9 protein-coding genes are annotated in these 14,101 nt (G+C 51.6%); 2 read left to right on the top strand and 7 right to left on the bottom strand.

What is annotated here, in order from left to right; genetic code table 11:
• Positions 1-309: 309 nt before the first annotated feature.
• The 7 genes from M1L66_RS13185 to M1L66_RS13155 form a co-directional block, all read right to left on the bottom strand.
• Complete coding sequence (locus tag M1L66_RS13185) at positions 310-3,396, bottom strand: glycoside hydrolase family 2 TIM barrel-domain containing protein (protein ID WP_434693478.1); 3,087 nt, start codon at positions 3,394-3,396, stop codon at positions 310-312.
• Between the two features lie 83 nt (positions 3,397-3,479).
• Positions 3,480-4,313 (bottom strand): carbohydrate ABC transporter permease, encoded by an 834-nt coding sequence (locus M1L66_RS13180; RefSeq protein WP_002600029.1) that lies wholly within the window; start codon positions 4,311-4,313, stop codon positions 3,480-3,482.
• Positions 4,310-5,206, bottom strand: a complete 897-nt coding sequence (locus M1L66_RS13175; RefSeq protein ID WP_187020746.1) for a carbohydrate ABC transporter permease — start codon at positions 5,204-5,206, stop codon at positions 4,310-4,312. Before M1L66_RS13175 ends, M1L66_RS13180 begins: the two co-directional genes overlap by 4 nt.
• Positions 5,207-5,299: 93 nt before the next feature.
• A complete protein-coding gene (locus tag M1L66_RS13170; RefSeq protein WP_187020748.1) occupies positions 5,300-6,688 on the bottom strand; it encodes an ABC transporter substrate-binding protein in 1,389 nt (462 codons plus the stop codon).
• Between the two features lie 99 nt (positions 6,689-6,787).
• Positions 6,788-8,344: a response regulator transcription factor gene (locus M1L66_RS13165; RefSeq protein ID WP_434693473.1), complete on the bottom strand. Its 1,557-nt coding sequence runs from the start codon at positions 8,342-8,344 to the stop codon at positions 6,788-6,790.
• On the bottom strand, positions 8,341-10,116 hold the full coding sequence (locus M1L66_RS13160) for a sensor histidine kinase (RefSeq protein ID WP_187020751.1): 1,776 nt from the start codon (positions 10,114-10,116) through the stop codon (positions 8,341-8,343). Before M1L66_RS13160 ends, M1L66_RS13165 begins: the two co-directional genes overlap by 4 nt.
• A gap of 69 nt (positions 10,117-10,185) precedes the next feature.
• On the bottom strand, positions 10,186-10,950 hold the full coding sequence (locus M1L66_RS13155) for a GntR family transcriptional regulator (protein WP_187020753.1): 765 nt from the start codon (positions 10,948-10,950) through the stop codon (positions 10,186-10,188).
• 353 nt (positions 10,951-11,303) lie between these two features.
• On the opposite strand from M1L66_RS13155, the gene M1L66_RS13150 reads away from it, so the two are divergent.
• Together M1L66_RS13150 and M1L66_RS13145 are read left to right on the top strand one after the other, a co-directional pair.
• The gene (locus M1L66_RS13150; protein ID WP_320930811.1) at positions 11,304-12,617 is read left to right on the top strand and encodes an NCS2 family permease; all 1,314 of its coding nucleotides are present in this window, start codon (positions 11,304-11,306) and stop codon (positions 12,615-12,617) included.
• Positions 12,618-12,628: 11 nt separating this feature from the next.
• On the top strand, positions 12,629-14,086 hold the full coding sequence (locus M1L66_RS13145) for an amidohydrolase family protein (protein ID WP_434693469.1): 1,458 nt from the start codon (positions 12,629-12,631) through the stop codon (positions 14,084-14,086).
• The last annotated feature ends 15 nt before the right edge of the window (positions 14,087-14,101 follow it).

Raw genomic sequence — 14,101 nt, 5'->3', positions numbered from 1 at the left:
GAATGCGGGAAAACGCGCAACCGTATGATTCTATCTTTTATTATACGTTTTAAGCGTGAAAATTACAATACTGGAAACAGATTGCCGAACCGGCAGAACAGAATCAGAACTTCAGAATGATATTATTATAAACCGGAACTCCGGCTCTGTCAATGACAACCGGCTCCTGCGCCCCTATATTTTTCTTGCAGTTCGCAGCCCTGTCAACCCCTGAACTGCAGCCCTTTTTCGACAGGCTTCGTCATATCAGACGGCCGGCGCGTTCCCCGCGGCCGGCCGTCTGTCACTGCTATCTAATCTCTCTCAATTCTAATCTCTCCCAATTACAAAGCTGAAAGTAATGTCGTGTTCACCGCTTACACAGTATTCCGGATAAACCGGCGCGCCCCAGCTGTCATCTCCGCCGACGCCCCGCATGGCCGCCAGAATCGTTACGACCGTATACCGCGGCTGCGGCAGTTCCTCCAGGTGAGCGGCATGCTCCAGCTCCTCCGCCGTATAAGGAAGAACCGATCCCTCAAAAGGACGCCCCTGCGCGGTAAACCGAATGCTGTGTCCCGCTCCGTCCGTCACCTTCATCCATCGGATTTCGGTGCGGTTTCCACATTCCTGCGGAACGAGATAGCGCGATACGCTGTTTGCCGCCGTATCCTTAAAGATTCCGAGGCGTGCGCCTGCGTTTCTGTCACGGTAATTCTCCTCCGGTCCCCGGCCGTACCACTCGAAATCACCGCCCGTTCCGCTGATGCGGAATCTCATGCCGAACAGCGGCAGCTCCGGCAGTCCTTCGCGTCCGAAGTAGTGAGCCGTGGTTTTAATCCGGCCTTCTCTGTCCACCTCGTAAACGACCTCCGTCACAGTCTCAGGAACCGTGGCCAGGCGATAGGTATAGGCGACACGAACGCTGTCTTTCCCTTCTTCCACAACGCAGGTTTTGTTGTCGTAAAGTGGAAAGCTTCCGGCGCCGTACCAGGCGGAGCTGGATACGGAGAATTTATTGCCTCTGTCGTTATCCGTAGTCGCTCTCCAGTACACAGGCATGGGAATCTTCCCAATCCACTCCCGGCCGTCATAGACGAGGGATACAATGCCGCCCTCCTGCTTCGAGAATATTATGTGGAAGCCATTTCCTTTCACACCAATATTTACATCACCGTGGATAACAGTGAACGGAAGGCGGTCGTTATCAGTGTGATACTCTTCAACGAAGTTCTTACCAACACAAGTCTCACCAACACGGTCCTCACCAGCTCCGCCAGCGCCAATCACCCGGCAGCTTTCCCCGAAAGCCGTCTCATACCCGGCATCAGCCCACAGCTCCGCTCTCTTTTTCACCGCGGACACCTGATACACGTACTCTCCCGGCTCTGTAAATGCAGGAGCCGCCACGCTCACATACTCCCGCTCTCCCGGATTTACCCGGGCACAGAATTTCTCTGTATGGATGGGTTCGCCATTCCTTAGAGCCAGCCAGATGAATTCTAAATCGGAAGTGTCGGTAAACAGCCTCCTGTTTTCGATCTCCACACCGCAGGCATCCGGAATCAGCCTCAGATCCTGATAGAGGTACTTCACTTCCTGTGCCTTCGGCGAAATGGTTCTGTCCGCGTAGACGATTCCATTGCCGCAGAAATTATAATCAGTCGGCCTGTCGTCAAAGTCCCCGCCGTAGGCCATATGCAGGACGCCGTCCTCGTCGGCCTTCATCAGAGCCTGATCCACATAATCCCAGATGAAACCGCCCTGATACATGGGATACCGGTCCTCCAGCGAGGTGTATTTCTCCATGCCGCCCAGAGAATTGCCCATGGCGTGCATATACTCACACAGGATAAACGGCTTCTCCGGTTCCTGGTTTAAATACTCCTCCACCTCCGCGGGCTTTGCGTACATGCGACTCTCCATATCGCTGGTCTCATTGAATTCCCGGTTCCAGAAGACACCCTCATAGTGAACCAGCCTGGACGGATCCCTCTCCTTGAAATACTTCGACATGGCGAGGATATCTTCGCCCGCGTACGATTCATTTCCACAGGACCAGATCAGTACGGACGCGTGATTCTTATCCCGCTCCAGCATGGACTTAGCGCGGTCCACCACGCACTCCTTCCACTCCGGAAAGCTTCCCGGCACGTTCCAGGAAGGTTCGCAGGCCCCCATCTTCTGCCAGGAGCCATGGCTCTCTAAATTCGCCTCGTCGATCAGATAGATCCCATACTCATCACAGAGCTCATACCATCTCGACTGGTTGGGATAGTGGCAGGTACGGACCGCATTGATGTTGTGGCGCTTCATGAAACGGATATCCCAGATCATGTCTTCTTCCGTGACGGCGCGTCCTCTTTGCACATCGAACTCATGACGGTTGATTCCGCGGAACACGATTCGTTTCCCGTTTAAGCACATGAGGCGGTCTTTCATCTCGAAGCGGCGGAAACCGAGTTTCTGGGGAACGATCTCCACGATCTCTCCGTTTTCGTCGTACAGAATAACGGTCAGCGTATAGAGATAGGCATCTTCCCCGCTCCACAGATGAACCTCCGGCACCCTGCCCGCAAAAGATGTGTTCTCCCCGGCAGGCATGCGATCCCAGACAGCGGCGGTATTCCCTTCCCGGTCGGTCAGCATAGCCGATACACTGCCCTTCCTGTTTCCTTCCAGCGTTAAATCCACCGTGAGTTCTCCGGTCTTTAAGTCTTCCTGGACGCCTGGGCGGACAAAGATGTCCCGCACATGGCATTCCGGAACCGCGTAAAGATACACATCCCGGAAAATACCGGAGAACCGGAAGAAATCCTGATCCTCGATCCAGCTGGCGCTGCTTCTCTTATAGACCTCCACCGCCAGTCGGTTGACCCCATCCTTTACGAAATCCGTGATTTCAAATTCGGAGGGCGTAAAGGAATCCTCGGAGTAGCCGGCGAAGCGGCCGTTTACCCATACGTAAAAGGCACTCTCCACCCCCTGAAAGGACAGAAACAGCCTCTTATTCTTCAGGGCCGCGTCCGTCTCAAACTCCTTCACATAGCTTCCAACAGGATTATCATCCCAGTCCACATGGGGAGGCTTAAGCTCCGAGTGACCCTCCCACGGATACATCGTGTTAATATACTGACATTTTCCATATCCCTGCAGCTCTATATGGCCGGGGACCGTAATTTCTCCAAAATCACCGAGACTTCTCTCAGGCAGATAAAAATCCTTTTTCCGCTGCTCCGGCTTCGGGGCATAGGAAAATTTCCACGTTCCGTTTAGGGACTGACGCAGCTTCATGATGCCGCTGTCCGCCTCCTCCCTGCTCTCATAGAACCGGTGGTCGGAATGCGCCTCCAGACGGTTTACCGCAAACACCTCCGGATTTTCAAGCCAGGCTAAATCGGCATGATAGTGATCCATAAGTACATCCTCCTTTTTCACGTCTATTATAGGGCCGTCCGGCAAAAGAATCCATCTCTTTTTTTACGATTTTCTGCACTTTCTTACTCTTTGACAGCACCGGCCGCAATTCCTGCCAGGATGTATTTCTGGAAAAACAGATAGATCACAATCGTCGGCAGCATAATGATGATGATTCCTGCCGCCAGATTCTGCCAGGACCCCTGCTGCGCATTGGCATAATTCATCAGGAACGTGGTCAGCGTCCGCAGCTTGTTCTTCGGCATATAGAGATATGGAATGTACATGTCGTTGATGATGGTAATCGCCTTGATAATCACGACCGTAGCTGTGGCCGGAGCCAGCAGCGGGAAGATAATCCTCGTAAACAGGCCGAAATACGAACAGCCATCCAGCAGGGCGCTCTCATCTAAGGATACGGGAAGCGTGGAGATGAACTGGCGGTAAATGTAAAGCTGCATCAGGTCTGAAGCCACATAGATGACGATCGGCGCTCCCAGTGTGTTATACAGCCCCAGGCCGTTGATGATCTTGAAACGGGCGATCTCTGTGACGAAGCTTGGAATCAGCATCCCCAGGAAAAACAGGCTCATGATCAGATTTTTGAACCGGAATTGAAACCGTTCAAGAATAAACGCTGTAATCGTACCGAACAATACGTTGAAAAAAATACTGAAAACGAGTATGATTCCCGTATTTTTAAAGCCAATCAACAGGTATTTGTCCCCCAAAACCTTCTGGAAATTATCCGTGGTCACACGGCTGAACGGAGGCAGTAGCAAGGGAGATGTATTGACCATATCCGCCTTCGTCTTAAACGCGGCAAACAGGGTTAAAAGGATCGGCGCCAGCACGATGGATACCATGCAGAGGCAGATCACCTGTTTTACAATTTGCTGCAGTGTACGCTGTTTCATCCTTTCTTCCCTCCTTTTAAAACGACTCCGTGGATGATCTTATTCTGAACCACGTAAATGACGACGATCATGAGCATAATAGCCACCGCCATGGTGGATGCCAGACCGAAGTTGCTGTATTTGAACGCCGTATCGATGGTATAGAGTGTGAAGGTCGAAGATGCATATCCCGGGCCGCCGCTGGTCATGACGTAAGGAATATCGAATACCTGAAGCGCGCCGCGGATATTGTCAAACAGGACGAAATCCACCATCAGCATAATGGCAGGTATCTGAATGTATTTGAACATCTGCCATGCGCTCGCTCCGTCAACTCTGGCCGCCTCCTGTACATCCTGGGGAAGGGACTGGAGCGCCGCCATGAACAGGATCACGTGATAGCCGGAGAAACGCCATAAGGACACTCCCGCCAAGACAAAGTTCACAATCTTCGGATCGGAAAGCCAGTTTCTGATCAGCGGTTCTAAGTGAAACAGGGTGAGGATCTCATCGAAGGCTCCGTTGATCGGTGAAAAGAAGTAGGAAAATGCGTAGGAAATCGCCACGCCGTTGATGATATAAGGCATGAAGACCATGGTCTTATAGAATTTTGAGGCGCGGAGCTTTGAGGTCAGTAGGACGGCAAACATCAGCTCAACGGGGATAAAGAGCAGATGGCCGAAGAAATAGACCGCGTTGTTTCTCAGTGACTGCCAGAGATCCTTGTTTTTCAGCATGTCAAAATAGTTGCCGATGCCGATGTAATCGTATGTCTTCGAATAGCCGTCCCAGTTGGTGAAGCTCATTCGGATCAGATCGAAGGCCGGAACCACCACGAAACCGATAAGCAGGGCCATGGGGATTACCAGGGAACTGGTGATAAATATCTTTTTCTGTCTTTCCAGTGAATTCATAAACTACCTCCCGGATTGTATTGATTTTACGGAATTTTGGGTATAAAAAGGATGGGGCGTCTGTACGGAACCCCCATCCCCTGTTACAAAGTCTTATTTAATTCCAAGTTTTGTTCTTGCTTCCGCCCATTTTGTATTCAAAGTATCGAGTTCTGTCTTTAAATCAAAACCTTCCGTAAACATCTGAGCTCCCAGTTTCTTGTAATCGAAGGCGATCTCATTCTGAATTGCCTGGAAATCATCTCCGCCGCCGTCGTACATAACCAGTTCCATATCTGGCTGCAGCGCGTCTGCTTCTGCCAGGATCGGATCTTTTTCCTTCGGGAAATTCGTCATGGAGGAGGCGCTGGTTACGTAGTTGATATATCCCGGATACCAGTCTTCACTGTAGAACCACTCCACAAATGCCTTTGCCAGCTCCGGATTCTTGCTGTGAGTCGTCACGCCCATGAAGGAGTCGCCCTGTACGATCACGCGGAACGGATCATCGGTGGTATTTCTGACCGGAAGATAGAAGGTTCCCAGTTCGGAGTAGTCGTCCGTACCGGTCTGAATGTTCTGTAAGCCCCAGTCTCCGAGAGCCAGGATCGCCGCTTTCTTCTGTGCAAACAGCGCTGTTACCTGATCGTTGCCCATGCCAAGAGGATCTTTTCCAAACACGTTCATATTGAAGAGTTCATTGACCTTCGTATAGGCCTTGTTGATATCCGTGCCTTCTGCAAACGGCGCATCGGTCTTTGCCATATCGTTCCAGTTCTGGCCGTTTCCGCCCTCTAATGCAGGCATAAATTCCATATAAGGGTAATCCGGCCATTCATCCTTCGCTCCCAGGGCGATCGCCATGAAATCCGGGTTTTCTTTTCCGTAGTAATCCTGAAGTGTCTGAGCCGTCTGCTCGAATTCACTCCATGTCGTCGGCACGGTCACACCGGCTTCCTTAAACATGTCTTTCCAATAAAATACGTATTCGTAACCGGCTGTCATCGGAACGCCCAGGATCTTGCCGTCCATGGCGTAGCCTGCCGCCAGCTCATTGTTCTTCGCCGCGTCCAGATCCGATAAATCAACCAGATAATCTTTGAATCTCGATAAGGTAAATGGTTTGTTGAACATTACGTCCGGAAGCTGGTTGGCGGAAGTACGCATCTTCATGGCGTTCCAGTACTCAGAATCGTCCTTGATTTTCTCTACTTCGATTTCCGCATCCGGATACTTCTCCTGAAACTTGCCTACCATATCGTTCTGATCAATGTAGTCCATCAGGTTGTTGTCCCAGATAGCAAATACAAGGCTTCCCTTTAAATCTGCCTTGGCCGCCTCCGTCTCAGGAGCCGCAGTTGTATCCGCCTGTCCGCCTGCTGCCGTTGTCGTGTCGGCTGCCGGTGCCTTTTCTGTCTCTTTCGAGGATGCAGTGGAGCAGCCTGTCGCTGATCCCACCAACATAGCCGCGCAAAGTCCTAATGCCGCAATCTGTTTCTTCATGTTTCTTACCTCCCTAGTTTGTTGATGATTAAAGTCTACCATTTTCTTCCACGCATCTCCATGAACTAAGGTTTGAAAACTTGATATATCGTTAGGTCTTTATTTTCGGTAAGCGCCCGGGCTGACCTGGCAGATCTTTTTAAATACCCTTGTAAAATGTTCCACACTGTTGTACCCCACGCTCTGGCTGATCTCATAAATTTTCAAATCGGTCTGCTCCATCAGCTCCCTGGCCTTCCGGATCCGCACCTCCGTTAAGTAGTTGCTGAAGGTCATCCCCTCCTCCTTCGTAAATCTGGAACTGAAGTATTTCTCATTTAAGCCCACATACCCGGCCACGCTTCCCAGTGTCAGCTCCGGGTTGGCGTAGTTGTCCATAATAAAACGCTTCGCCCGGCTCATCATATCCGCCTGACGCCGGTCGTTCTGATGGGCCGCGTAATCCATCACCCACCGGAAATAATTGTTGAGCCACAGCTCCAGACTCCCCATCTCCCCGAGGCGTCCGATCTTCTCGTAATAATTCACCTTTTCCGCAAACAGCGCGCCGATATCGTCATGGCTCTCGTTCAGGATCCAGGCCAGATTACAGATAAGATAGAGAAGTTCCTGCTTTGCCGAGGAAAGCCCGCTCCGGTAGAACGCCGCAATAAGCTTCTGCTTCTCCTCCGAAACCGCCATCTCATCCGCGGTCAACAGCCCCACCGCCAGACGTTTATACCGTACGAAGGCGTCCTTTGCCGCCAGATAATCCACGCTTCCCCTCTCCCACGGGCTGCATACCGCCGCCTTTCCCTTCAGCCAGTGAAGGGAGAGCCATCCGCCTGCTTCCTCGAACCTGGCGAGGAAATCTCCCGCCCCGTTTCCCTTCGTACTGATGCCCGCGGAGACTGGAAGGTTTAAGAAATTATTCCAGACACTGCACAGCTGTCTGCATGTGGAGACCACATTGTCCTGGTACTGGGCGCCATCGGAGATCCGGTAGAACATCACATAGCGGGAGGGCGAGATCGTCCCCAGCACGCACCGGGAAGCGACACGCGGAATCTGAGCCGCGAACTCCAGCAGAGGCCTGATCAGTTCTCCCTCAAAGTCGCCGGAAAATCTCCCGGCATGCTTCTGAAATTCATCGATCTCAAACTGCACCACCAAGTAGTCTCCATCAAAAAATGATTCATCCAGCGCACATTTTCCCATGGCCATGGCGCTCAGGCGCTCGGAGTCGGATATCGTTTCCCAGCTTTCTTCCGCACCGGGCTGTCTTCCGGCCTCGTCTTCACTCTCCCATTCCCCGCTCAGCTTTTCCAGCATATTTTTCAGCAAATCCCCGTTTAGGTCGGCTTTAAGCAGATAATCACAGGCGCCGAGCCGGAAGGCATCCCGAACCAGCTTAAAGTCATCGTATCCGCTAAGCACCAGAACCTTCGGCATCACTTCAAAACGGCTGACTGCCTCCAAAAGCCCGATCCCGTCGAGAACCGGCATCTTCATATCGCTGATAATTAAATCCACGGTGTGATCCTTTAAATATGCCAGCGCCGCCTCACCATGGATGGCGTCCGCCACTATCTGAAAGCCCATTTCTTCCCAGTTAATAAGAGAACGAAGGGTAATTCGGATGATGGTGTCGTCGTCTACTATTAGTACCTTCCTCATATATGCTCCTCCTTCGTCTCCGCCGGCATACGCAGCACCGTCTCCGTATACTTCCCGACCTCACTCCGGATCTTCAGTGCACATTCTTCTCCGTAATTTAAAACGAGGCGTGTGTTGACATTGGTCACTCCGATGCTCACATAATCTTCATTTCCCGCAGTTTCATTCGACAGGAGCCGGCGGATCTCCTCCTCCGTCATTCCCTTTCCATTGTCACGGACCGTTATATACAGATATGTGTCCTCAAGACGGGCCTTCACCGTAATCAGCCCCAGTTCCTCTTCCAGTCCGGAAAAGCCGTGAACGATGGAATTCTCCACAATCGGCTGGAGAATCAGCCTCGGAACCATGCACGCACCGCAATTCTTCCCGATCTCGTATTCGATCTCGAAGCCGTCGGAGTAACGGATCTTCATGAGGTAGATAAAGCCGTCCAGCACCTCCAATTCCTCGTTTAAAGTATAGAAACCGACATTGCTCCGGAACGAGCAGGACAGAATCTTAATTAACGCCTCCGCCATCCTGGCAATCGCCTCATATCTGGAAACCTGCGCGATAAAGCGGATAGAATTTAACGAATTTACCAGGAAATGAGGGTTGATCTGCGACTGCAGCGCCCTTATCTCCGCCTCGTGCTTCTTCTGCTGTTCCTCCTCATTCTCCTGAATCAACTGCTTCAGCCGCCTCGTCATGCGGTTGAAGGAATGAATCATGACACGCAGCTCAGCCTGTCCTACAGGCACCACATGGACATCCAGCCTGCCCTCTTCCACCAGCCTCATTCCTTCCACCGTGTTGTGGATGGGGTCGATGATATTCTTTAAAAAGTAACTGGAAAATATATAGAACAGTCCAAACAGAACGACCGTTACCGCCACGATCGCCGCGGCAGTCCGGTTGAAATCCCGTGTCAGCAGTTCGGAATCGACCACACTGACAGCGAGGAGTCCCGATACCGGCTCCTCTGAAATGACGTAAACGTAATTTTTTCCGTCCAGTTTATGGTGCAGTTCCGTCTCTCCTCCTGAAACAATCTCCGGAATAAAGAAACGCATGCCGTCGTCCACATCAAAGACCGGCGTTCCGTCGGGATTTAAGAGCATGGTAATTCCCAGCAGCTTCTCTTTGTTGTACTCCTTAATTAAGTTTCCCGTATGGGAAGAGACGAACAGGGCGGCCATCTCCACCACATTATCACGGTCCACGTCGATACCAGGGGAAAGCCCGGCCACTATGGTCAGCGTGTGCCCCTTTCTGGAGGTCGCTACGTTCCTGTCGTAGAAGCCGACCTTAACCATGTTCTTATCGTTCAAGGCCTGCTGATACCAGCCCGATGACTTAATCTCTTCATCCGGAAGAATGATATCGTCCTTCATATAGGTAGATCTCCCATCCTTCATATAAAAGATGGCGGACAGAATATCCTGTACCGGAACCATGGCAAAGTTAAAGGATTCCGACAGCTTAATCGTCGCGCTGTAGCGCTTCGCAAAGTCCTGCGTATCAGTCATCGCCGCTATTTTCATGATTTCGTTGTCATTGACATAGACAAAATGGGACAGCCGCAGGGAGACATCCTTCACCTCGCCGCCCAGTGTGGCAATGATATTGTCCTGGGCGCGCTTAATGCTGCGGGTCGCAGAATCGACCATCATCGTGCGGATGATGGCGCTGGAAATGAGGATGATAAGCAGAATGGGGATGACAATGAGGGCGAGAAACGTGTGATAATAAGAAGCCTTTAAATTCTTCTTTTTATTCAGCCACATCATGTCCCGCCCTCCGGTTCTGCCATTTTTTGTAAATAGTATTTCATATTATACAATACTGAAATCTTAAAATCAATAAAATGGTTCGTATTTATACGCCTTCTTCCGTATCATGTTATACTCGATTACCTCCGTGTCAACGTAGGTATGAGAATAGACAAACGGCGTATCCGTCTTATCGTAATTAATGCCCTTCAGAAGAAGAAACGGGTGACACTCCTCCCCGCTTAAACCGGCCGGCCCGTTGATCTCCGGAAACTGCCGGTTGGTCACCGTCTGGATTCTCATGGTATCCCACATCGCCTTCCTTCCCTTGTACCGGTAAAGATAATCGAATATGGACAGCTCCGGGTTAAAGAAGCTCTGCATCTGCTCCCTGGTAAGCTGCTCCTTCGGGAAATGATCGATACAGTACATGGAAAACCTGTCCCCCGCAAAAAATGTCTTCTTTACGGCGACCATGGTCTCCCCCAAAGACACGCCAAGCGATGAGACGGCTTCTTCCCCGGCCGCCTCCGTGATGACGCCTTCCACCCGCACATCGGGCATCCTTCCGCCCTTGCGTATGATGTTCTCATACAGCTCGGGAACGGCCAGGTTAAAGGCGATCCTTCTTGCCATGGGATTGACATACGTTCCGCTCCCATGCCTGGAAAATATACGCCCTTCCATCTCCAGCTCCTTAAGAGCCGAACGGATGGTGACCCGGCTCACCCCGAACATGGTGCTTAACTTTTCTTCAGAAGGAAGCCTGTTTCCCTTTTCCAGATTCATAGACTGGATGTACCCCATCAACTTCTTTTTTACCTGCTGCTTTAAACTGCTCTCCTGCCCCACTGTGCGCCTCCAATCTTCTCCTGCCGCTGTACGGGGTATAGTATACCATAAACTGCAAATTCAGGAAAGACTGCCTGACATGTTTCACTATTTCCGCCTCTTTTTTATGCATTCCGAAAAGTGGTAATACCATTTTTTCCGAAGTGGTAATACCACTTTTCTCTTTCTACAGATTTTGCCTCCTTCCCCTTCTATTTTTTGTTATATTGTACAGAAAATAATGTTATTCCCTTTATTTTATTGACTTTTTTGTACATTCGTTCTATCCTGAAACTAAATCAACAGAAATTTCGCGAATTTTCTGATTTTTTTACATTACATCACTCTTTTACAGCATCAGAAAGGATAAAATCATGAGTCAACTCAACGAAGCTTTAGATTCCTTTTTTCATTTAAAAGAACGTGGAACCACGGTCCGGACGGAACTGGTGGCCGGAGCGACCTCCTTCATGACACTCGCTTTCTTAATTGCAGTCCATCCCTCCATCATGGCCAGCTGCGGAATGGACAAAGGGGCCATGGCCACGGTCACCATCGTCAGCGCCATGATATTCACCCTGATCTGCGGCTTATACTGCAACATCCCCTTCGTCCTCGCCACAGCCATGGGCAGCAACGCGCTGATCGCCTACTCCATCGTCGGCGCCGGCATTACAACCTGGCAGGTCGCGCTGGGAATGAATTTTATCTCCGGTGTCATTTTCGTCATCATCAGCGTATGCAACATCCGTGAAATGGTGGTAAAGGTCATACCGAAGGGGCTCAAGATCACTATGGGCGCGGCGGTCGGTATGTTTATTACGGCCACCGGCATGTCCAACGTCAAGCTGATCCGCCTCAATGATTCCGGCTTTTTAAAGCTGGGAGATTTACACAGCCCGGAAATCATTCTGGCTGGAATCACCCTGCTGCTTATCCTGGCCTTCACCTCCAGAAAAATGAAATCCGGTCTCCTGCTGGCCATGGTCATCGGTACCGTAATCGGCATCCCCATGGGGCTTACCACCGTTCCCAGCCATTTGATCAGTATGCCGCCTTCCATGGCTCCGGTTGCATTTAAGCTGGATATCCCGGGAGCGTTAAAACTCGTCTATGTGCCGTTTATTCTCGCCTTCTTCATGGGAGACTTTTTCTCCACTGTAGGCAATCTGTTCGGCATCGGCTCCAAGGCCAACTTACTGGATGAGGAGGGCAACTTCCCGGATATCAAGAAGCCCTTTATCGTTGACGCCGTAGGCACCTGTGTCGGCACCGTCATGGGAACCAACACGGTCACCATATACGCCCAGTCCGCCGCCGGGGTAGAAGCCGGAGGAAGAACCGGACTCACCGCCGTGGGCTGCGCCATCTGTCTGGGACTGGCCCTGTTCTTTACCCCGGTCGCCCTGATGGTTCCCAACAGCGTATCCTCGGCCGCTCTGATCACCATCGGCTTAGGCATGCTCACCTGTATGGAGAAGCTGGACTACTCTGATTTCACGGAGTACATGCCGGCCTTCGCCTCCGTAATGGGAACCGCCTATACCTACAATATTGCCACGGGACTGACCCTGGGCATCATCACCTGTGTCATCACCAAACTCGCTGCCGGTAAGGCAAAGGAACTGCATCCTGCCATCTATATCATTGCGGTTCCCCTGCTCTACTATCTGGTAGCGCTCGCATAAGGAGGCGTTCCATGGGAGTCACTCTGTTTAAAAGCTGCAAATTTCTCTTCGCCGGAGCCGATCCGGAGTCTGTCTCCACCGGCCTTTCCGTCGCGGTAGAGGATGACAGGATTCTGTTTCTGGGAACTGAAAAAGAGTATTGCGAACAGCATCCGGAGAAAAGCTTGCCCACCGTCATCGACTGTACGGATAAGCTTGTCATGCCGGGGCTGGTGGATGGCCACAACCATCTGTGCAACACGCTCATGAATATTTCCAGAGCGTTTCCCTTCGATTACAGCCACATCTCGGATCACATGCTCACCACCATACACGATCCCTATGGGTGGCTGACGCCGGAAAGCCTGTACGACATCACCATGACTTCGGCCATCAACGCATTAAAACACGGAACTACAACCGTGGAGAACAGCACCATCCTGCCGGACACCGCCTATGAGGCCATGGATACCAGCGGCATACGCGGCATTCTGGCTCCTCAGATGGCTTCCTCCTTCCGTCTGGATTCAGATCCCCTGAACTGGAAGCAGGCGCTGGAAAAGACGAAGTCCTGCATTGAACATTACCACAATCCAAAACGCCGCATGTCGGTGGCCGTACATATTCATGACCTGTGGGACTGTATGGAAAGCCTGATGGACGGCGCGCTGGAGCTGGCGGAGCAGTATGATACCCGGTTCGTCACCCATTTCTGGGAATTTCAAAACGCCGTGGAACGGGCTGACGAGATGTGGAGGGACGACGGCGGCGCCTTCTCCCACTACATGAAAAAGGGACTGATCACCTCCCGCAGCGTGCTCTTCCACGGCTCCATGCTCCGGGAACCGGAGATCGAGGCCATCGCCGGTACCGGCGCTTCCATCATACATAATCCCGATATCAACGGCACCAACTGCGGAAACTGCGCCTACGTTCCCTACATGCTGAAAAACGGGATCAATGTCGGACTCGGAAGCGATTACGGCTCCCTGGACGCCATGTCGGCCATGAAGCTGATGCTCATCGTGCACAACATCATGCCGCGGGCTGAACGGGTTCTCCCCTATCAGGCTCCATTTTACGCAGCCACCATGGGAAGCGCCCGCGCATACGGCCTCGATCAGGAGATCGGTTCCATCAAGCCGGGCAAGAAGGCAGATATCATTACCATTGATTTAAAGAAAGCGCCTCATCTGCTGCCCCTGTGCACCAGCCTTCTGGAGGTCAGTCCGGAACTTCTCTACTTCCTCTTCACCCGGAACTGCGCCGGAACGACCACCAGCGAGACCATGGTGGACGGGAAGCTCCTTCGCCGTGATGGGGAATTTCTAAACCTGGATGAGGAAAAATTCGTCAAGAAGACCTTTGACTGGACGGAACGGTGCATGACTGATCTCATGGAAAAGCACCGATTCGGAAAACATTATGCCCGAATCATCCATCCGGATTTCATGAAGGATGGGGATATCACCTGGGACGTGCTGAATTAAATTCTGACTTATCCA

This window comes from Hungatella sp. SB206, from assembly GCF_051132295.1.
GTDB classification, from domain to species: Bacteria; Bacillota; Clostridia; order Lachnospirales; family Lachnospiraceae; genus Hungatella; species Hungatella effluvii.
The sequence above is the reverse complement of the archived record's forward strand: the minus strand, read 5'-3'. Positions and strand labels throughout refer to the sequence as shown.